The sequence below is a fragment of the Azospirillum oryzae genome (genome assembly GCF_900177515.1).
In the GTDB taxonomy this organism is placed as follows: domain Bacteria; phylum Pseudomonadota; class Alphaproteobacteria; order Azospirillales; family Azospirillaceae; genus Azospirillum; species Azospirillum oryzae_A.
On sequence record NZ_FXAK01000005.1, the window covers coordinates 581,540 to 600,000 of the forward strand.

21 protein-coding genes (1 of these 21 cut by a window edge) are annotated in these 18,461 nt (G+C 68.5%); 4 read left to right on the top strand and 17 right to left on the bottom strand.

The window, feature by feature from the left end:
- Nucleotides 1-22: 22 nt before the first annotated feature.
- The 7 genes from B9N97_RS11030 to osmF form a co-directional block, all read right to left on the bottom strand.
- A complete protein-coding gene (locus B9N97_RS11030; RefSeq protein ID WP_167393269.1) occupies nucleotides 23-562 on the bottom strand; it encodes a hypothetical protein in 540 nt (179 codons plus the stop codon).
- Nucleotides 563-730: 168 nt separating this feature from the next.
- Nucleotides 731-1,702 (bottom strand): alpha-ketoacid dehydrogenase subunit beta, encoded by a 972-nt coding sequence (locus B9N97_RS11035; protein WP_085086260.1) that lies wholly within the window; start codon nucleotides 1,700-1,702, stop codon nucleotides 731-733.
- A 16-nt stretch (nucleotides 1,703-1,718) separates the two neighbouring features.
- Nucleotides 1,719-2,690 carry a thiamine pyrophosphate-dependent dehydrogenase E1 component subunit alpha gene (locus tag B9N97_RS11040; RefSeq protein WP_085086262.1) on the bottom strand — a complete coding sequence of 324 codons (972 nt, stop codon included), beginning with the start codon at nucleotides 2,688-2,690 and terminating at the stop codon, nucleotides 1,719-1,721.
- Nucleotides 2,691-2,931: 241 nt separating this feature from the next.
- On the bottom strand, nucleotides 2,932-3,690 hold the full coding sequence (locus tag B9N97_RS11045) for an ABC transporter permease (RefSeq protein ID WP_280174761.1): 759 nt from the start codon (nucleotides 3,688-3,690) through the stop codon (nucleotides 2,932-2,934).
- On the bottom strand, nucleotides 3,687-4,631 hold the full coding sequence (locus tag B9N97_RS11050) for an ABC transporter ATP-binding protein (protein WP_085086264.1): 945 nt from the start codon (nucleotides 4,629-4,631) through the stop codon (nucleotides 3,687-3,689). Before B9N97_RS11050 ends, B9N97_RS11045 begins: the two co-directional genes overlap by 4 nt.
- Complete coding sequence (locus B9N97_RS11055; protein ID WP_085086266.1) at nucleotides 4,628-5,812, bottom strand: ABC transporter permease; 1,185 nt, start codon at nucleotides 5,810-5,812, stop codon at nucleotides 4,628-4,630. Before B9N97_RS11055 ends, B9N97_RS11050 begins: the two co-directional genes overlap by 4 nt.
- A gap of 9 nt (nucleotides 5,813-5,821) precedes the next feature.
- Nucleotides 5,822-6,754 carry a glycine betaine ABC transporter substrate-binding protein OsmF gene (osmF, locus tag B9N97_RS11060; RefSeq protein ID WP_143266605.1) on the bottom strand — a complete coding sequence of 311 codons (933 nt, stop codon included), beginning with the start codon at nucleotides 6,752-6,754 and terminating at the stop codon, nucleotides 5,822-5,824.
- Nucleotides 6,755-6,922: 168 nt separating this feature from the next.
- Between osmF and B9N97_RS35585 the strand changes: the two genes are divergently transcribed.
- Nucleotides 6,923-7,099 (top strand): hypothetical protein, encoded by a 177-nt coding sequence (locus B9N97_RS35585; RefSeq protein WP_167393270.1) that lies wholly within the window; start codon nucleotides 6,923-6,925, stop codon nucleotides 7,097-7,099.
- Nucleotides 7,100-7,127: 28 nt separating this feature from the next.
- Here B9N97_RS35585 and B9N97_RS11065 read toward each other — a convergent pair whose 3' ends face one another.
- The gene (locus tag B9N97_RS11065) at nucleotides 7,128-7,688 is read right to left on the bottom strand and encodes a cysteine hydrolase family protein (RefSeq protein WP_085086268.1); all 561 of its coding nucleotides are present in this window, start codon (nucleotides 7,686-7,688) and stop codon (nucleotides 7,128-7,130) included.
- 127 nt (nucleotides 7,689-7,815) lie between these two features.
- Here B9N97_RS11065 and B9N97_RS11070 point away from each other — a divergent pair, with 127 nt between their 5' ends.
- Nucleotides 7,816-8,235, top strand: a complete 420-nt coding sequence (locus B9N97_RS11070) for an Lrp/AsnC family transcriptional regulator (RefSeq protein ID WP_085086270.1) — start codon at nucleotides 7,816-7,818, stop codon at nucleotides 8,233-8,235.
- Between the two features lie 10 nt (nucleotides 8,236-8,245).
- Here the strand turns inward: B9N97_RS11070 and pqqE are convergent, their stop codons facing one another.
- The 9 genes from pqqE to B9N97_RS11115 all read right to left on the bottom strand — a co-directional run bounded on the left by pqqE (nucleotide 8,246) and on the right by B9N97_RS11115 (nucleotide 14,825).
- Nucleotides 8,246-9,364, bottom strand: coding sequence for a pyrroloquinoline quinone biosynthesis protein PqqE (gene pqqE / locus B9N97_RS11075; RefSeq protein WP_085086272.1), 1,119 nt, complete (start codon nucleotides 9,362-9,364; stop codon nucleotides 8,246-8,248).
- A gap of 22 nt (nucleotides 9,365-9,386) precedes the next feature.
- The gene (gene pqqD / locus B9N97_RS11080) at nucleotides 9,387-9,683 is read right to left on the bottom strand and encodes a pyrroloquinoline quinone biosynthesis peptide chaperone PqqD (protein ID WP_085086274.1); all 297 of its coding nucleotides are present in this window, start codon (nucleotides 9,681-9,683) and stop codon (nucleotides 9,387-9,389) included.
- Nucleotides 9,680-10,468, bottom strand: coding sequence for a pyrroloquinoline-quinone synthase PqqC (pqqC, locus tag B9N97_RS11085; RefSeq protein ID WP_085086276.1), 789 nt, complete (start codon nucleotides 10,466-10,468; stop codon nucleotides 9,680-9,682). Before pqqC ends, pqqD begins: the two co-directional genes overlap by 4 nt.
- A complete protein-coding gene (gene pqqB / locus B9N97_RS11090; protein ID WP_085086278.1) occupies nucleotides 10,465-11,409 on the bottom strand; it encodes a pyrroloquinoline quinone biosynthesis protein PqqB in 945 nt (314 codons plus the stop codon). The genes pqqC and pqqB overlap by 4 nt, the downstream gene beginning before the upstream one ends.
- Before the next feature lie 84 nt (nucleotides 11,410-11,493).
- Entirely contained in the window at nucleotides 11,494-11,682 is a 189-nt protein-coding gene (gene pqqA, locus B9N97_RS36215; protein ID WP_244560663.1) for a pyrroloquinoline quinone precursor peptide PqqA, read from the bottom strand.
- 28 nt (nucleotides 11,683-11,710) lie between these two features.
- Complete coding sequence (locus B9N97_RS11100) at nucleotides 11,711-12,199, bottom strand: rhodanese-like domain-containing protein (protein WP_085086280.1); 489 nt, start codon at nucleotides 12,197-12,199, stop codon at nucleotides 11,711-11,713.
- A gap of 209 nt (nucleotides 12,200-12,408) precedes the next feature.
- Nucleotides 12,409-13,059, bottom strand: a complete 651-nt coding sequence (locus B9N97_RS11105) for a response regulator (protein ID WP_085086282.1) — start codon at nucleotides 13,057-13,059, stop codon at nucleotides 12,409-12,411.
- A 171-nt stretch (nucleotides 13,060-13,230) separates the two neighbouring features.
- Nucleotides 13,231-13,683, bottom strand: a complete 453-nt coding sequence (pedF, locus tag B9N97_RS11110; protein ID WP_085086730.1) for a cytochrome c-550 PedF — start codon at nucleotides 13,681-13,683, stop codon at nucleotides 13,231-13,233.
- A gap of 266 nt (nucleotides 13,684-13,949) precedes the next feature.
- Nucleotides 13,950-14,825 carry an SIS domain-containing protein gene (locus B9N97_RS11115; protein ID WP_244560664.1) on the bottom strand — a complete coding sequence of 292 codons (876 nt, stop codon included), beginning with the start codon at nucleotides 14,823-14,825 and terminating at the stop codon, nucleotides 13,950-13,952.
- A gap of 263 nt (nucleotides 14,826-15,088) precedes the next feature.
- Between B9N97_RS11115 and edd the strand changes: the two genes are divergently transcribed.
- Nucleotides 15,089-16,927 (top strand): phosphogluconate dehydratase, encoded by a 1,839-nt coding sequence (edd, locus tag B9N97_RS11120; RefSeq protein WP_085086286.1) that lies wholly within the window; start codon nucleotides 15,089-15,091, stop codon nucleotides 16,925-16,927.
- A 152-nt stretch (nucleotides 16,928-17,079) separates the two neighbouring features.
- Nucleotides 17,080-18,461: the 5' portion of a glucose-6-phosphate dehydrogenase gene (zwf, locus tag B9N97_RS11125; RefSeq protein WP_085086289.1), read on the top strand. It continues 139 nt past the right edge of the window; the window shows 1,382 of its 1,521 coding nt (coding positions 1-1,382); the start codon lies at nucleotides 17,080-17,082; its stop codon lies off the right edge, out of view.

Genomic DNA, 18,461 nt, shown 5'->3' on the forward strand with positions numbered 1-18,461 from the left:
CCAAGCAGGGCTTGGCCGAGCCTCAATGAAGCAGGGTGGCGCCGCGGTCCACGCCGGCTTGCGGCCGGTCCATGCGGCTGAAGGCGGGCCGGGTGGGCGTGCGCGTGTCCTCCGCCGGATCCGGCAGATGCAGCCCGGCCCGGCTGAGGGCGGTCGCCAGGACGCAGAGCGGGGCCATCGCCATGCGCACGCCCGCCAGCGGCAGCCAGTCATTCATCAGCAGCCCCGCCTCGCCATGCTTGCCGTGCTGCGCCAGCCGCAGAATGTCGAGCAGCAGCGCCTCGTCCGTGCCCAGGGCCGGGCAGGGCGGACGGTGCAGGTCGAGCGGGCGGGTGGTGGCGGCCAGCACGATGCGCATCAGCGTGTCGAAGGCCACCGCCGCATCGTTCGACAGGCCGGCCTCGATCATGCCGTCCTGCCAGTGCGGGTGCCGGCGTTCCGGCTCCCGCAACGGCTCCGCCCACAGCCGCAGAACGGAGACAACCAACAGCTCGGCGCCGCGCAGGTCCTGGAAGCGCTCGCGGCCGGGCATGGAGCGGCGATGGGACTGCATGCTGGACATGACTGGCTCCGCTTGGAATGGATGAGCGGAGGGTAGGTCGTTTGTAATGCGAATGCAAGTCATTCGCAAAAATTGGAAGCCTCACGAGGGCCGGAATGTCTCTGCGCCCCGCCACCGGTGGCGGAGGCGGGGCGCGGAGATAAGGCGAGGGGAAGAAGGTCCGCGCGATCAGGCGGTCGCCGGTTCGGCGACCAGCGAGCGGACGGCGGCGACCACCGCATCGGCCTGCGGCACGAAGGCCTGCTCCAGCGGGAAGCTGGCCGGGGGCGGCGCGTCCGGTCCTGTCAGGCGCAGCACCGGCGCCCGCAGGTTGGCGAAGGCCTTTTCCGCCACCAGGGCGGCGATCTCCGCACCGACGCCGCACAGCCGACTCGCCTCATGCACCACAACCAGCCTGCCGGTCTTGGCGACGGAGCGCAGGATGGCGTCCTCGTCCAGCGGCTTCAGGCTGCGCAGGTCGATCACCTCGGCATCGATGCCGGCGGTGGCCAGCGTGTCGGCGGCGGCCATGCAGGTGCCCACCGTCTTGGCGTAGGACACCAGCGTCACGTCGCGGCCCTCGCGCCGCACCGCCGCCTTGCCGAGCGGAATGGCCTCGGCATCCTCCGGCACCTCGCCGGTGCTGTAGCCGAGGGCGATGTCGGCGAAGACCAGAACCGGGTTGTCGTCGCGGATCGCCGATTTCATCAGCCCCTTGAAGTCGGCGGGGGTGGAGGGCATGACGATCTTCAGGCCGGGGCTGTGGACGAACCAGCTTTCGACATTGTGGTTGTGCTGGGCGCCGACGCCCCACCCGGCGCCGGTCATCGCCAGCACCACCATCGGAAACTTGAACTGCCCGCCGGAGATGTAGCGCAGCTTGCCGGCGCTGTTGACGATCTCGTCCATCGCATAGCAGAGGAAGGGCGCGAACAGCAGGTCCACCACCGGGCGCAGGCCGGTGGCGGCGGCTCCGGCGGCGGTGCCGGCGATAATGCCCTCCGCCAGCGGGGTGTTGCGGACGCGAGCCGGCCCGAATTCCGCCAGCAGGTCGTGGCGCTTGGTGGCGACGCCCTCGCCGAAGATCATCACGGTGGGGTCGTTGCGCATCTCCTCGGCCAGGGCGGCGGAGATCGCGTCGTTGACGGTCATGGTGGTCATGATTGTGGGCCTCCGCTCAGGCGTAGACGTCGGTGGTCAGGGCATCGAGGCCCGGATAGGGGCTGGCGTCGGCGAAGGCGGTCGCGGCCTCCATCGTCGCACGGACGCGGGCTTCGATTGCGGCGACGGCATCGGCGGTCAGGCGGCCTTCGCGTTCCAACCGGGCGCGCAGGCATAGGATCGGGTCGCGGTCGCGCCAATGGGCCAACTCGGCCTTGTCGACATAGCCCTGGTCGTCCGGCTCGAAATGGCCGCGCAGACGATAGGTCATCGCCTCCAAGAGGAAGGGCTTGCCGGTGCGGCGGATGCCGTCGATGGCGGCGCTGGCGGCATCGAACACCGCCAGCGGATCGTTGCCGTCGACCACCGCGCTCTCCACCCCCAGCGCCGCCGCCTGACCGGCGATGCCGTCAGCCAGCATCGTCTCCTTGCGATGGACGAAGGCCTGCCACTGGTTGTTTTCGCAGACATAGAGGATCGGCAGTTTCCACACCGCGGCGAGGTTCAGCGATTCCTGGAAGCGCCCTTCGGTGGCGGCGCCGTCGCCGAAGAAGCAGGCGACGATGCCCGGCTTGTTCAACCCCGGCTGGTTCAACATGGTCCGCGACAGCCCGACGCCGGTCGCCAGCGCCAGTTCGCCGCCGACGATGGTGGAGGTCAGCACGATGCCCAATTCCTTGGCGGAAATGTGCAGCGACCCGCTCTTGCCGCCGCAATAACCGTCCTGCTTGCCCATCACCTCCGCCAGCATACGGCCGGGATCGGCGCCGCGGGCCAGCAGATGGCCGGCGCTGCGGTGGTTGGTCAGGATCAGGTCGTCGGCGGTGAGGGCCGAGACGACGCCGACGGCCGGCGCCTCCTGCCCCACCGAGGTGCAGGTCCCGGCAGCGCGCCCGCGCCCGTGCAGGTCGATCAGCGTTTCTTCATAGGCCCGGATCAGCATCATGCGTTCCAGGGCCTGGACGGGGTCCAGTGGACGGATGGTCATGGTGGCGGTCTCCCTGAATTGGGGACCGTCCGGATGCGGGGATTCTTCTTCGCGGCGCCCACATGCCCGCTCTTCGGTGAAGCGGAGGGGGGCTGCCGTGATGTTGCATTCCGAACGGTCTGTGTTCGGAAGCGACCATAAGCGCGCTAATCAGCTTTCGGGTACTAACTGTTTCTTACCGGAATGCTAAAAGATTATTAAGTGTCTCGCGCAAGATAACTATCTGAAATATTGCGGCTTTTCAGCGTTGCGACCAGCGCGTCAGCCATCCCGCTAGACGGTCGAATCCGGCATCGATCACCACGGCAAGCGCGGCAACGATCAAAGCGCCCTGGATGACGTAGGCCTGGTTGGACCCGTTCAGCCCGACGATGATGGGCAGCCCCAGCGTCTTGGCGCCGACGGTCGAGGCGATGGCGGCGGTGCCGACATTGATGATGACGGCGGTGCGCACGCCGGCCAGGATCACCGGGGCCGCCAGCGGCAGCTCCACCCGGAACAGCACCTCCGCCGGTCCCATGCCCAGGCCGCGGGCGGAATCCAGCACCGGGGCGGGAACGCCGTCCAGCCCGGCCACCGTGTTCTCCACCACCGGCAGCAGGGCGTAGAGCGTCAGCGCGATCAGCGCCGGTTCCGACCCGAAGCCCATCACCGGCACCGCCAGCGCCAGCACCGCCACAGGCGGAAAGGTCTGGCCCATGGTGGCGACGGTTTCCAGCAGACCACGGAACTCCCGTCCCCAGGGCCGCGTGACGGCGATGCCGGCCCCGCCGCCGAGCAGGATGGCCGCAAGGCTGGAGACGCCGACCAGCGCCATATGGTCGAGGGTCAGGCGGACGAAGCTCTCCGCCTCGTAAAGCGGGCGGTCCAGGCCGGGATAGAGCGTGGCGAACAGCGGCTTCAGCGACGGCATGCCCAGCACCAGCGCCACCAGCGCCACAAGACCCAGCATCAGCCGGTCGGTCAGAAATTCACGCGGAGCCATCCCGGCGACGGTCATGCCGTTCCACCCGCGTCGGGACGCACGAGGTCGGACAGGTGCAGCACGCCGGCCGGCCGGCCGTCGCCATCCACCACCGGCAGCCGTTCGGTGCCGCGGGCGACCATCTCCGACAGGGCGCGGTGCAGCGGGGTCTCAGCAGCCAGAGGTTCGCCGGTCGTGCTTTCCTGTCGGCGGGCGCGGTCGCCGACCGTCTCCACCGCCAGCCGCTTCAATCCCCATTCCTCGCGCCCGACGAGGTCGCGGACCAGCGGGCTGGCCGGGCGGGTCAGGATGTCGAGCGGGCTGGCGCACTGGATCAGCCGGCCATGGTCCATCACCGCGATGCTGTCGCCCAGCCGCAGCGCCTCGTCCATGTCGTGGGTGACGAAGACCACGGTGGTGCCGGTGCGGCGGTGGATGGCCGACAGCTCCGTCTGCAGGCTGGCGCGGGTGATGGGGTCGAGCGCGCTGAACGGCTCGTCCATCAGCAGGATGCGCGGCTCCGCCGCCAGCGCGCGGGCGACGCCGACGCGCTGCTGCTGCCCGCCCGACAACTGGTGCGGATAGGCGGAGCGGTAGCGCCGGGGGTCGAGGTTCAGCAACTCAAGCAGCTCGGTCACCCGGTCGCGGATGCGCGCCCTGGGCCAGCCGAGCAGGCCGGGGACGGTGGCGATGTTGCGCTCCACCGTCCAGTGCGGGAACAGCCCGACCGACTGGATGACGTAGCCCATGCGCCGGCGAAGCTCCTCCGGCTTCAGGGACGCGATGTCCTCGCCGTCGATGCGGATCGCGCCCTCGTCGGCCGGGATCAGCCGGTTGATCATCCGCAGCACCGTCGATTTGCCGGAGCCGGACGGCCCGATCAGCACTCGGAACTCCCCCTCCGCCACGGTGAAGGACACGGCATCCACCGCCGTCCAGGAGCCGAAGCGCTTGGTCACGCGCTCGAATTCGATCATGGCGCACTCCTTCCCGGCAGAACGCCGATGCGGTGGGTAGCGGCGGCGATGCCGATGGACAGCAGGGCATCGGCCGCCACAGCCAGCAGGATGACGGGAACGGCGCCCAGCAGCACAAGGTCCAGCGCGTTGGCGAAAAGCCCCTGGAACATGATGGCGCCCAAGCCGCCGGCACCGATCAGCGCCGCCACCGCCGCCAGCCCGACCGCCTGGACCACGGTGATGCGCAACCCCGACAGGAAGACCGGCAGGGCCAGCGGCAGGTCGACGCGCAGGAAGATCTGGCGCGGCGTCAGCCCCATGCCCCTCGCGGCCTCCCGCACCGGGGCCGGCACTCCGTCCAGCCCGACCGCGGTGTTGCGCACGATCGGAAGCAGGGAATAGAGCGTCAGCGCGATCACGGCCGGCAGCGGCCCGACCCCGCTGATCCCCGAACCCGGCAGCATGGCGCCGAGTGCGGCCAGCGGTGCCATCAGCAATCCGAACAGGGCGATGGACGGCACCGTCTGCACCACGTTCAGGATTGGGAACACCGCGCGCCCGACCGCCTGCACCCGATGCGCGGCGACTCCCAGCGGAATGCCAACCAACAGCGTCGGGATCAGCGCAGAGGCCACCAGCACGGCATGGCGCAACACGGCGTCGGCGAACACGTCTCGCCGATTGGCGTATTCCTTGAGGATCGACAGCGCATCGAGATGGCCGGAGACCAGTTGCAGTGCCACCAGCCCGGCGATCGCCGCGCCGACCGTCAGCCGGCCGACGGCGCCCAGCCCTAGCCGCCGCGCGGCATCGACCGCCGCCAGCAACCCCGCCGCCGCCATCACCCAGAAGCCGGAGGCGAAGGAGGTCCGCGCCGCCGCGGACACTCCCTGTGCCAGCGCCGCCGCCTGGGCGCCAGCCAGCCAGACCAGCCCGGCCGTCAACAGCCCGCCCGCCGCAACGGTCAGGCCGAGGCCGAAGCGGGTCGGCCGCAGGAATGGCGTCGCCAGCAGGACCAGCCCCGGCAGCAGGGCGACCGCCCCGCCCAATCCCTGCACCGCGTTCCACAGCGGCACCGGCCGGCCGGACAGCAGACGGTTGGGCGCGAAGCCGAGGAACGGCAGGGCAATGGCGGCAACCACGGCGGCAAGCGCCATCAGCAAAGCAACGCGGTTGTGCAGGGGAAGGCGGGAGGTCACGTCGTCGGCTTACTTCAGGAAGCCCTTGGACTTCAGGTATTGGGTGGCGACCTGCTTCTGGTCCTGACCCTCCACCGAGATCTTGGCGTTCAGCCCACGCAGCGTCTCGGCATTCAGGCTGGCGAAGACCGGGCTCAGCAGGTCGGCGATCTTCGGGTGCGCCGCCAGAACCGATTCGCGGACGGTCGGCGCCGGCTCATACACCATCTGCGCGCCTTTGGTGTCGTCCAGGACCACGAGGTCCAGGGCGGCGATGGCACCGTCGGTGCCGTAGACCATGGCGGTGTTGACGCCGGAGGTCTGCTCCGCCGCGGCACGGATGGTCGCCGCGGTGTCGCCGCCGGCCAGCACGAGAAGCTGGTCGGGCTTCAGCGTGAAGCCGTAGGTCTGCTGGAAGGAGGGCAGGGCGGCCGGGCTCTCCACGAACTCGGCAGAAGCTGCGACCTTCGCCTTGCCGCCGCCGGAGACCCACTTGGCGAAATCCTCCATCGTCTTCAGCTTGTTGGCGTCGGCCACGTCGTGGCGCACGGCCAGCGCCCAAGTGTTGTTGGCTGGGGCCGGCTTCAGCCAGACGATGTCGTTCTTCTCCTTGTCGAGCTGCCGGACCTTGTCATAGCCGGCGCCGGCCTTCTTCCAGGCCGGATCGCTGTCGATGTTGAAGAAGAAGGCGCCGTTGCCGGTATATTCGGGATAGATGTCGATCTCGCCGGACAGCAGCGCACCGCGCACGATCTTGGTCGGACCCAGTTGGATCTTGTTTTCCGTCGGGATGCCGTTGGCCTGCAGCACCTGGAGGATCATGGTGCCGAGCAGCCCGCTCTCCGCATCCAGCTTCGAGCCGACGCGGACCGCGTCCGCCGCCTGTGCCGTGCCGGCGACCAGCCCGAATGCCAGCACCGCCGCCCCCATCATGGCGCGGCCCTTGTTGAAGATCGTGAACACCCCTGAACCTCCCCCTGAAAGTATTGGGGAAAGGATGGGTGACGGCGCCGCTCACGGCAAGCCGCGCTTTTCGTCTGTCCGATCCCGGATATGCGTTTCAGCCTATTCCGCGGAGGAACTTCCTAGCGGGCCGGATTGTTGACCGGAAAACCGCAACAGGAGGACCCGATGTCCCAGGGCGACAAGGACAAATACACCGACAAGCAGAAACGCAAGGCCGAGCATATCGAGGAAGGCTACGAGAAGCGCGGGATCTCCCACGACGAGGCCGAGCGGCGTGCCTGGGCGACCGTCAACAAGCAGGACGGCGGCGGCAAGAAGGGTGGATCGGGCGATAAGGCCTGAACGCCCGCCGCCCGGCGCGCCCTGTGAGCTACAGGCTTTCGATGATCCCGGCGGTGGTGGTCACCTCGCAGAACTCATAGCGCAGTGTGGCGACATGGACGGCGTGGACCTGCTCCGCCGGGATCGTCCCGCCCCGGCCGTCCGGCAGTTCGAAGCAGTCGCAGGCGTCGCTGACCAGCGTGATCGGCCATCCCATGTTCGCGCCGGTGCGGATCGTGGTAGACACGCACATGTCGGTCGAGATGCCGAACACCACCAGCCGTTCGATGCCAAGCCGGCGCAGCCGCAAATCCAGATCGGTGCCGATGAAGGCCGAATTGACGCTCTTGCTGACCACCGCCTCATTGTCCAGCGGCTCGAATCCTTCGCGGAACTGGTTGCCGGGCTGCCCAACGCGAAGGGTGGAGGCCGGCCCCACCGAATCGTGACGCACATGGATGACCGGTCGGCCGCTGCGCCGCCAGGCTTGAAGAAGCTGCAGGCCGTTTTGGTCGGCCGCGCGGTTCCAGCGCCGCGGCCAGGACGGCCCGTCGAAGGCGCGCTGCATGTCCACCAGCAGCAGAAGCGAGGCGGCCGGAAGCAAGGTCATTGGATACTCCTTCTAAATCATCCATGGTCCCTGTCCGCTAGGTTCCGCCGGAAGGCTGCCGGTTGCATCCCGGCAAGATGCCGGCCGACCGGCATTTCGCCGCCGGGCGTGGGGTGTGGGGACGGGGATGGACGAGAAGGACAGGCTTCTGCTGGCGGCCTTGCGCAAGGACGCCCGCCGCACGCTGGTGGCGCTGGCCCGCGATGTCGGGCTGTCGCGCAGCGCCACACAGGAGCGGTTGGACCGGCTGCTGAAGTCGGGGGTCATCCGGGGCTTCACGACGGTGGAAGATGGTCCGGCCGCCGACGGTGTCGCCGCCTATTTCCTGCTGCGCCATGAGCCTGGGCGGACCTGTGCCCAACTGGTTCCCAAACTGCGGCGGATACCCGGCATCATTGCGATGGATGCGGTGGCCGGAGCCATCGATCTGGTCATCCGGGCGGAGGCGCCCGACATCCGCGGCATCGAAGCGATCCGCGCCGCCATCGCCGGACTGCCCGGCGTGGCCGACGTGACGACGCAGATGGTGCTCGAACGGTTCCTATAGAGACGGGAGGTCAGGCCCCGCGATAGGTCCAGTCCGTCCCCAGCGCCGCAGCATCGCGGTCGCGCAGCACGGCGACATCCGCATGGGCCGGTGACAGCTCGCACACCGGATCGGTCGCGTCCGCGCTGCCCGCCAGCGCCAGCGCCTGACAGCGGCAACCGCCCCAATCCTCCTCCTTGCGGTCGCAGGATTGGCAGGGCTCCGGCATCCAGTCGGTGCCGCGGTAACGGGTGAAGGCCGGGCCGTCGCGCCAGATATCGGACAGGCTGCGGTCGTGCACGGTCTCGAACTGCATTCCCGGAATCGTCTCCGCCGCGTGGCAGGGCAGGACCCGGCCGCGCGGGGTGACGTTCATGAAACGCCGCGCCCAGCCGCCCATGCAGCTCTTCGGCCGCCGGGCGTAATAGTCGGGAACGACGTAATCCACCACGATCCGGCCGGCCAGCTCTGGCAGGCGGGCGCGCACCGCGGCGTCCATCGCCAGCAACTGGTCGCGCGACGGCATCAGCGCCGCGCGGTTGGCGAGCGCCCAGCCGTAATACTGCACGTTGGCGATCTCGATCCGCCCGGCGCCGAGATCCATCGCCAGATCGATGACGTCGTTCACCCGGTCGATGTTGTGGCGATGCAGCACCGCGTTGATGGTCAGCGCCAGACCCTGCCGGACCACCGCCCGCGCGACCTCCAGCTTCTTGGCATGGCCGCCCTTGAAGCCGCCGACGCGGTCGGCTCCGGCGGATTCCGCGTCCTGCAGGCTGATCTGCACATGCTGAAGCCCGGCCTTCTGCAGCCGCTCCAGCCGCGGCTGGTCGAGCAGCACCGCGGAGGTGATGAGATTGCTGTAGAGCCCGACCTCCGTCGCGTGGGCGACCAACTCCTCCAGGTCCTTGCGGACGCAGGGCTCGCCGCCGGAGAAATGGACCTGCAGGGCGCCGACGTCGGCCGCCTCGTCCAGCACGCGCTTCCATGTGGCGGTGTCCAGCTCGGCGCTGGCGGGGTCGAGCGCCACCGGGTTGGAGCAATAGGGGCAGCGCAGCGGGCAGCGGTGCGTCAGCTCCATCAGGACGGCGAAGGGCGGGGCCGGCTCGGCATTGGATGCGGCGGCGAAGGCGGGCAGGGCGCAGCTCATTGGACGCACCTCCAGGGGCACCTCATGTGACGACATAGCCCTTGTTGCGCAGGTCGGTCAGCATCTCCAGCACGTCGGCGGCGACCTCGGTGCGCGGGGCATCATACTCCACCGTCAGCCGATCGATGCCGGCCGCCACATCGGCGATCTCCGGCCCGACGCAGGCGCGGACGATCGCCAACGCCATCTCGTCCAGCACCAGGAGCCGCTCCGGCCCCATCAGCATCCACTGGTCGCGGCGGCGGTCGTTGCGCAGCATGACGCCGGGGGCCAGCCGGAGCCGGTCGGTCTCGGCAACGTGGGGGGCGATTGCGTTCACCGGCTGTACCGTGTCGGTTCCATGTCCTCCGGCACGAAGGCGCCGGGCGGGATCAGGTTGGGGGTGACATAGGCGTGGTGCAGGGCATCCAGCTGCGCCCACAGCAGCTCCGTCTTGAAGCGCAGGGCGCGCAGGCATTGCCGCTGCTGTTCTGCTGTATGGGCATTGGTCAGCACGTATTCCAGCCCGAACTCCACGTCGCGCGGCGCCTCGTCCAGCCGCTTGCGGAAGTAGGACAGCGTGCTGTCGTTGGCGAAGGCATAGTTCTGCTCGAAGCCGGCGATGCGCTCGCGGTGGATCGACGGCGCGAACAGCTCGGTCAGAGAGGAGGCGACGGCTTCCAGCAGGGAATGGTCGCGGACGAAGTTGACATAGGCATCGACCGCGAAGCGGGTGGCGGGCAGGATGCCTTCCAGCGACTTCACATAATCGCGGTCAAGCCCCAGCCCGTCGGTCAGGCGCAGCCAGCGTTCGATGCCGCCGACCTTGGTCTCGTCCAGTTCACCGGTCTGGGTCAGCCCGTCGTGATCCAGCACCCGCTGCATCCAGGCGCGGCGCATCGCCTGGTCGTCCATCCGCGACATAATGGTCAGATCCTTGCGCGGGATCGACACCTGATAATAGAAGCGGTTCAGCGCCCAGGCCTGGATCTGCCCCTTCTGCAGCTTGCCGCCGTGCAGAAGCTGATGGAACGGGTGGAGGTCGTGATACTGCCGCTCGCCGATGGCATAGAGGGCGGCGCGGAACTCCTCGCGGGACATCGGGGCGGCGGTTGGGTCGGTCATAGGGTCAGCTCCAGCCCATCATGGGCGATGCGCCAGCCGGCCGCCTCGGCCTCCGCCCGTTCGGGCGAATCCTCCAGCAGGGCGGGGTTCGTGTTGTTGATGTGGATGTAGATTTTGCGGGCGACGTTCAGCGGCGCGAAGGCGGCCATGCTGCCGGCCGAACCCGACATCGGCATGTGGCCCATCCGCGCCGCCGTCTTCACGCCGGTGCCGCTGCGGATCATCTCGTCGTCGGTCCAGGTGGTGCCGTCGAACAGCACAAGCGGCGCGCCGAACAGGCGGTCGGCCAGCCAGCCCGGCAGGCCGGCGCAGCCGGGGATGTAGTAGAAGCCGTCGCTGGAGCCGTCGGTCGGACGAATGCGCAGCGCCACCGTGTCCTCGGCGACGGAGCCGAAGCCGGGGCCGGCCGATGCGTCCTCCAGATAAAGCGCCACCTTGCCGGGCACCGCGAAGGCTTCCACCTCCAGCCCCAGCGGGCGGCCATCGGCGCCGGCGGGCTGGAAGGGCTGGCCCAGCGCCATCGGCCGGCGGGCGACCAGTTCCGGGTTCAGCACGTTGAAGACGCTGTTGGCGGCCAGCACGCCATGGACGCGCGGCGTGGCATAAACGGCGAAGGGGTGGGATTCGCGCAAGGTCAGCAGCCCGGCGACATGGTCGATGTCGGCGTTGGTCAGCAGCGCGGCGCTGATCGGATTGCCGCGCAGGCCCCCTTGCGGATGAAATTGCGGATGAAGCTGCGGGTTGGCGAGCAGTTGCGCGCCGAGGTCGGGCGAGGCGTTCAGCAGCAGCCAGCACTCGCCGTCCGCGGTAACCGCGAGGGACGATTGGGTGCGCGGCTTCGCCGCCGGGTCGCCGGAACGGGCACGGCGGCAACCCTCGCAGGCGCAGTTCCATTGCGGGAAACCCCCGCCGGCCGCCGAACCGAGTACGAGAATCTTCATGGCCACCGTCTTGAACGCGATCCTGAGAGGAAGGGCCGGGGAAGGGAAGTCACGCCGTGCTTCCCCGGTCCCATATCGTCCGGCTTACAGGCCGGCGCAGGCGTAGGCGTTGATCTCGGTGCCGACGGCGATCTCGGTGGTCTTGGGTTTGCGCCAGGTCTTCATCGCGTGATACTCCTGCTTGCTGACTGTTGCTGACCATGATGGTTGGCAAGATGAAGAGTAGCGGTCCGGGGCGGCCGACCGCCATGCTACCATGGTGTAATCCGCCACCTCTTTCGGCGTCGGACCACCCCCGGTGTCAGGGGGCGGGAACGGCCGGCGGCGGCAGCGGATGCGCTTCCTCCGTCGGCAGACCGGCTTCCATCCAGCCGTCGATGCCCGTCGGGTACCAATGGACGCGGGCATACCCAAGCAACACCGCGCGCTTGGCGGCGTTCCACGACAGCCAGCAATCGGACAGGCAGTAGAACAAAAGATCACGCGCCCGGTCGCTGCCGGTCAGCCGTTCCAGATTGGATTCGAACCAGCCGAGCGTCGCGGCGTCCGGAGCGCCCACCCCCACATTGGGCAGCCAGACGCTGCCGGGGATCTGCCGATAGGGCTTCGATTGCAGCCAGGGACCGCCGGGAAGCGTGCTGCGCTCCAGCCGCTGGACGAAGATGGGAATGACGCGGCCCTGCGACAGGAGCGTTTGCACGGCCGGGGTGTCGACCGTCGTCGCGCCGGTCACGCCGTCGGGCGTGGGGGAGCGGTATTCGGAAAGGCGGTAGCCGTCCGGCTGCGGCACGCCGGCGGCGAGGGCGGGGGTGGTGAGGGCTGGGGCGGCGAGCAGCGTGAAGGAGAGGAGGAGACTGGCGATTCTGGGGAAGTTAAACCCCCACCTAACCTCCTCCGCTGGGCGGGGGAGGGACTTCCGCCACTCTCCTGAACAAGCGCTTATCCCCCTCCCCCGCCCAGCGGGGGAGGGTCGGGGTGGGGGTAAGTGCGTATACTCGCTCACCGCCGGTCGGCCAATACGCGGTTGGCGATCACCACCGCCTGGGTGCGGCTGTAAACCTTCAGCTTCTGCAGGATGGCGGAGACATGGGCCTTCACCGTCGTCTCGGTGATGCTGAGGTCGAAGGCGATCTCCTTGTTCAGCTTGCCGGTTCCCAGCAGTTCCAGCACCCGCAGTTGCTGCGCCGTCAGTGTGGCGATGCGGCGCGCGATCTCCGCGGTCTCCGCATCTTCGGGATCCTCGGCGCCGTCCTCTTCAGTGGCGGAGGGCGGAACATAGAGTTCGCCGTTCAGCACCTGCCGCAGAGCCGCGGCAATGGCGTCGCGCGGGGTCGACTTGGGAATGAAACCGGCAGCCCCGCTCTCCATCGCTTCACGCACCCAGCGGCGCTCCTCATGGGCGGAAACGACGACGACTGGGGTGGCCGGAAAACGCTGGCGCAAGGTGCGCAGCCCGCCCAGCCCGTTCATGCCCGGCATGTTGACGTCGAGCAGCACCAGATCGAGGTCGCCCCGCTCCTCCAGCGCCTGCATGACGCTGTCGAGCCGGTCCGCCTCCAACACATCGGTGGCTTGGCAGGAATAGAGCACCGCGCTGCGCAACGCATCGCGCACCATCGGATGGTCATCGGCAATCAGGATCCGGGTCATGGCCTGCGGTTCCTTGCACAGCGGCGGATGGAACGAACTGCGGGAAGGCTTCCCGCTTCCATTGTGTCAGACCAAAATGGGGAGGTGCAACATCGCGAATGACGCAAATTGTTTTGTGCGCGAACATGTCGCACTGCCATGGGACGTGCCCCCATTGTCTCGGCTCAACCTTCATTCCTCGTGTACGGTTTCCAGCCAGGAGCGGATCGCCCACAGCGCCTCCTGGCCCAGCGCTTCGCCGAACTTCGGCATGTAGGTCACGCCGTTGCGGATCGAGCCGTTGGTGACGCGCTCCTTGAACCACTCGTCGCCGGCGTCGCCCTTTTCCAGATAGCGCAGGTCGGGAGCGATGCCGCCGGACACCGCGCCCAGCCCGTGGCAGCGTGCGCAGTTCTGGTTGAAGGCCGACGCGCCGATTTCGATGGCGCGCTCGTTGCCGCGATAAGGATTGCTGTCCCGCCACGTCTCGCCCAGCTTCTCCAGCCCGGTGGTGTCGACCGGCTGCGGCGTGACGTCGCCATGGCCAAAGGCCGGGCCGGCGAGACCGGCCGCCAGCACCCCGGCAAGGGCGAAAGGCGCCAGACGGCGGAAGCGTTTGTGGGGCGTGGCGGACCTGTGCGTCATCTGTGCGTCCTCTTCCTGCATCCGTCTTTCGGCTTTCGTTAGCCGTCCTGCCGCCGCTCCCGGTTTCGCGGGTGCGCAGGACGGTTGCCGATTCTGATTGCGGCCGAGGATAGCAATCGTTCGTTCGCGTAATTATTCGACGATGGTACAAGAGCGGCCCGTGCGGCCACGCTCACGCCCCACCGTCTTGGTCGATGGTCGGATGACGCATGCGGCATGCAGCCGGCCGGCCGTCGTAAGATTCGCGGCCCTGAAATCCGCTGTCGTCACGTCAGGGGCGGCAGTCGTCCGGCATTGATGGCCGCCTTCACCTTGGCCAATTGCCGCACCGCCGGGTCGCCCAACCGCAGCGCCACGCCGGTCGACAGCACGTCGATCAGCGTCAGATGCACCAGCCGCGAAGCCATCGGGGTGTACATCTCGGTGTCCTCAACCGGCTGGCTGGCAATGACCACGCTCGCCATCGCCGCCAGCGGAGAGCGTGGCGCGGTGATCGCCACCACCGCCGTGCCCTGTGCCCGCGCCGCCGCCGCCAGCTCGTTGATCGTCCCGCTGCGCCCGGTGTTGGACAGCGCCAGCAGCACCCCGCCGGTCGCCATATTGACCAGCAGCATGCGTGCCAGCACCGGGTCGGCGCAGGGCTGTGCGTCGGCGCCGAAGCGCAGCAGCTTGTGCGCCGCGTCCTGGGCCAGCGCGCTCGACCCGCCGGTGCCGACGCACAGCACGCGCGGCGCATCCGCCAGCAGCGCGATGGCCCGCTCCAGCGCGCGATCGTCAAGTGCGGCGGATGCGGTGGTCAGGGCGGCGGCACTCGATGAAAAAATTTTTCGTGCCAGCGTGCCGACATCGTCGTCCGGCGCCACATCCTGGCTGACATAGGGGGTGCCGCCGCGAACCTCGTCGCGCAGCGCATCGCGCGCCTGGGATTCGGCAAGCCGCAGCTTGAAGTCCGGAAAGCCGCCGCAGCCGACGCTGCGGCAGAAGCGCACGACCGTCGCCTCGCTCACCTCGGCCGCCTGAGCCAGCGAGGTGACGTTGAGGTCGAGCACCCGTCGCGGGTCGCTCAGCACCAGGTCGGCAATCTGTCCCTCCGACCGCTTCAGGTCGCCTCGAAGCCGGCGGACCTCATCCAATATGTCCATTGGTGCAGGATTCGCGGCTGCGCTGTTGACCGGGGGTGCCATGACGTAAAGTTAACTCCCTGGATGGGGCGGAGCTGCTGGTGGCCGGACAGGCGCGATGCTGCAAGGAGCGCTCCTGTCACTATGAAGAATTTTGCCGCATATGGCGAGAAATCCAGCTACCTTGCCCCATATATGAAAAAATTTTTCTTCACAGCCCGTCCCCTCAGGCGTATGGTCCGTTCCGGAAATCATCGCCTCCCACAAACGGTCGAGACGCGATCATGAGCAAGCCCGCCCCCCTGAATTCTGTCGTCGCCCGCGTGACGGAGCGCATTGCCGAGCGCAGCCGCGACCGCCGTGCCGCCTATCTGGCGCGGCTGGAGAGCGCCGGCGGAAAGCCGCGCCGCCACCGCCTGGGCTGCGCCAACCTCGCCCACTCCTTCGCGGCCTGCGGGGCGAACGACAAGGCGGCACTGCGCGGCGAGACCCAGCCGTCGATCGGCATCGTCACCGCCTACAACGACATGCTCTCGGCCCATCAGCCCTACGAGCGCTATCCCGCCATGATCCGCGAGTCGGTGCGCGCGGCCGGCGGCGTGGCCCAGGTCGCCGGCGGCGTGCCCGCCATGTGCGACGGCGTCACCCAGGGTTACGAGGGGATGGAGCTGTCGCTGTTCAGCCGCGACGTGATCGCGCTGGCGACCGGCGTCGCGCTGTCCCATGCCACCTTCGACGGCGTGCTGTGCCTTGGCATCTGCGACAAGATCGTCCCCGGTCTGATGATCGGCTCGCTCGCCTTCGGCCATCTGCCGACGATCTTCGTCCCCGCCGGCCCGATGCCGTCCGGCCTCTCGAACGCCGACAAGGCCAAGGCGCGCCAGCTCTACGCCCAGGGCAAGGTCGGCCGCGAGGAACTGCTGGAGGCGGAGTCCAAGTCCTATCACGCACCCGGCACCTGCACCTTCTACGGCACCGCCAACACCAACCAGATGCTGATGGAGATCATGGGCCTGCATCTGCCGGGCGCCAGCTTCGTCAACCCCAACACGCCTCTGCGCGACGCGCTGACCGATGCGGCGGCCCGCCGGGTGGTGGCGATGACCACGCCCGGCGCCGGCACTCCCATCGGCCGCATCGTCGACGAGCGCGCGCTGGTCAACGGCATCGTCGGGCTGCTCGCGACCGGCGGCTCGACCAACCACACCCTGCATATCCCGGCCATCGCCGCCGCCGCCGGCATCGAACTGAACTGGGAGGATTTCGCCGAGCTGTCGGCGGTGGTCCCGCTGCTGGCCCGCGTCTATCCCAACGGCAGCGCCGACGTGAACCGCTTCCATCAGGCCGGCGGCATGCCCTTCATCATCGGCCAGCTGATCGATGCCGGTCTCGTCCATACCGACATTTCCACCATCCTTGGCGAGGGCGGGCTGGAGCCCTACCGCAGCATGCCGGACCTGGACGAGGGCGGCGCCCTGACCTGGACCCGCGCGGGCACAGACCAGAGCGGCGACCCGGCGGTCGTCGCCACCACCGCGGCCCCCTTCGCGGCCGAAGGCGGCCTGCGCGTGCTGACCGGCAATCTCGGCCGCGGCGTCATCAAGACCTCTGCGGTCAAGCCGGAGCACCGCGTGGTCGAGGCCCCGGCGCGCGTCTTCGACAACCAGGAGGCGGTGCAGGCGGCTTTCCGTGCCGGCGAGCTCGATCGCGACGTGATCGTCGTCGTCCGCTACCAGGGTCCCGGCGCCAACGGCATGCCGGAACTGCACAAGCTGACCCCGCCCCTGGGCGTGCTGCAGGACAAGGGTTTCAAAGTCGCGCTGGTGACCGACGGCCGCATGTCCGGCGCGTCGGGCAAGGTGCCGGCCGCGATCCATGTCACGCCGGAGGTGAAGGGCGGCGGCCCGCTCGGCCGTGTGCGCGATGGCGACATCCTGCGGCTCGATGCGGAGGCCGGGACTCTGAATGCCCTGGTCGAATCCGCCGAGTGGGAGAACCGCGGCGCTCCCCCGCCGCCCAGCGAAGATTCCTCCCACGGCTGCGGGCGGGACCTGTTCTCCCTGTTCCGCAACAACGCCGGCCCGGCGGAGAGCGGCGCGTCCGTCCTCAACCTGCTGGGCTGAAACCTGCCGGGCTGATCCGGCAGCGGAAAATCCTGGAACCTTGGGCCGGCATCGGGCCATGCCGGCCCGCATTGTGACCGGCCCATCCCTGTGGCACCATGACGCACGGGCTGATCCAAGGCACCGTGCCATCGACGTCGAGAGGTCCGAAGATGCACTCCCGCTCCACCGTCGCAGCCCCCGCACTGCCTCCCTTCGACTATACGGTGTTCGGCGGCACCGGCGATCTGGCCCTGCGCAAGCTGCTGCCGGCGCTCTACCTGCGCGACAAGGCGGGGCAGGTGGCCGACGGCAGCCGCATCATCGGCGTCTCGCGCAGCCCGCTCGCCCCCTCCGACTATCGTGCCAAGGCGGAGGAGGCAATCCGCCAGCATGTGCCGGCGGACGAACGTGACACCGCCCTGATCGCCCGCTTCCTGGAGCGGCTGGATTACGTCCCGGTCGACGCCACCTCCGACGCGGGCTGGGACGAACTGGCGGATCGGCTGAACAGCCCGCCGTCGCGCAGCAGCGACGCGGTGCGCATCTTCTATCTCGCCACCTCTCCGGGTCTGTTCGGTCCGGTCAGCGACCAACTGCGGGCCTTCGGTCTCGCGACCGCTGACTCGCGCGTCGTGTTGGAAAAGCCGATCGGCCGCGACCTCGCCTCGGCGCAGGAAATCAACGACCGGGTCGGCGCCGTCTTCACCGAGCCGCAGATTTACCGCATCGACCATTACCTTGGTAAGGAGACGGTGCAGAACCTGCTGGCTCTGCGCTTCGGCAACTCGCTGTTCGAGCCGCTGTGGAACGCCGACCACATCGACCATGTCCAGATCACCGTCGCCGAGACGGTCGGCGTGGAGGAGCGCGGCGGCTATTACGACCAATCCGGCGCGCTCCGCGACATGGTGCAGAACCATCTGCTGCAGCTCGTCTGTCTGGTCGGCATGGAATGCCCGATCTCTCTCGCCCAGGAATCGGTGCGCGACGAAAAGCTGAAGGTCCTGCGGTCGCTGAAGCCCATCGGGCCGGACGAGATCGGCGGCTGCACCGTCCGCGGCCAGTATCGCGCCGGCGCGGTTGCCGGCGGTGCGGTGCCCGGCTATCTCGACGAACCCGGAATCCCGCCCGGCAGCGGCACCGAAACCTTTGTCGCGCTGAAGCTGGAGATCGACAACTGGCGCTGGGCCGGTGTGCCCTTCTACCTGCGCAGCGGCAAGCGGCTGCCGGCCAAGATGTCGGAAATCGTCATCCAGTTCCGGCCGATCCGCCATTCGATCTTCCCGCAGGCGGCGGGCGAGTTGCAGGCCAACCGACTGATCGTTCGCCTCCAGCCCGACGAGAGCATCCGCCTGCACCTGATGACCAAGGAACCGGGGCCGGGCGGCATGCGCCTGCGGCCGGCGGCCCTGAACCTCAGCTTTGCCCAGACTTTCGGCGGTCGTTTCCCGGATGCCTACGAGCGCCTGCTGATGGACGTGGTGCGCGGCAACTCCACCCTGTTCATGCGCCGCGACGAGGTCGAGGCGGCGTGGCAGTGGGCGGAGCCGAT

What these genes read in the sequence shown, in the direction of transcription:
- pqqE (WP_085086272.1), bottom strand. Translation starts at nt 9,364, where the DNA reads ATGAGCTGCGCCCTGCCCGCCTTCGCCGCCGCATCCAATGCCGAGCCG.
- B9N97_RS11070 (WP_085086270.1), top strand. Translation starts at nt 7,816, where the DNA reads ATGGACGAGAAGGACAGGCTTCTGCTGGCGGCCTTGCGCAAGGACGCC.
- B9N97_RS11105 (WP_085086282.1), bottom strand. Translation starts at nt 13,059, where the DNA reads ATGACCCGGATCCTGATTGCCGATGACCATCCGATGGTGCGCGATGCG.
- B9N97_RS11045 (WP_280174761.1), bottom strand. Translation starts at nt 3,690, where the DNA reads ATGACCGTCGCCGGGATGGCTCCGCGTGAATTTCTGACCGACCGGCTG.
- B9N97_RS11115 (WP_244560664.1), bottom strand. Translation starts at nt 14,825, where the DNA reads ATGGACATATTGGATGAGGTCCGCCGGCTTCGAGGCGACCTGAAGCGG.
- B9N97_RS11050 (WP_085086264.1), bottom strand. Translation starts at nt 4,631, where the DNA reads ATGATCGAATTCGAGCGCGTGACCAAGCGCTTCGGCTCCTGGACGGCG.
- pqqB (WP_085086278.1), bottom strand. Translation starts at nt 11,409, where the DNA reads ATGAAGATTCTCGTACTCGGTTCGGCGGCCGGCGGGGGTTTCCCGCAA.
- B9N97_RS35585 (WP_167393270.1), top strand. Translation starts at nt 6,923, where the DNA reads ATGTCCCAGGGCGACAAGGACAAATACACCGACAAGCAGAAACGCAAG.
- B9N97_RS11040 (WP_085086262.1), bottom strand. Translation starts at nt 2,690, where the DNA reads ATGACCATCCGTCCACTGGACCCCGTCCAGGCCCTGGAACGCATGATG.
- B9N97_RS11035 (WP_085086260.1), bottom strand. Translation starts at nt 1,702, where the DNA reads ATGACCACCATGACCGTCAACGACGCGATCTCCGCCGCCCTGGCCGAG.
- edd (WP_085086286.1), top strand. Translation starts at nt 15,089, where the DNA reads ATGAGCAAGCCCGCCCCCCTGAATTCTGTCGTCGCCCGCGTGACGGAG.
- B9N97_RS11030 (WP_167393269.1), bottom strand. Translation starts at nt 562, where the DNA reads ATGTCCAGCATGCAGTCCCATCGCCGCTCCATGCCCGGCCGCGAGCGC.
- pedF (WP_085086730.1), bottom strand. Translation starts at nt 13,683, where the DNA reads ATGACGCACAGGTCCGCCACGCCCCACAAACGCTTCCGCCGTCTGGCG.
- pqqC (WP_085086276.1), bottom strand. Translation starts at nt 10,468, where the DNA reads ATGACCGACCCAACCGCCGCCCCGATGTCCCGCGAGGAGTTCCGCGCC.
- B9N97_RS11065 (WP_085086268.1), bottom strand. Translation starts at nt 7,688, where the DNA reads ATGACCTTGCTTCCGGCCGCCTCGCTTCTGCTGCTGGTGGACATGCAG.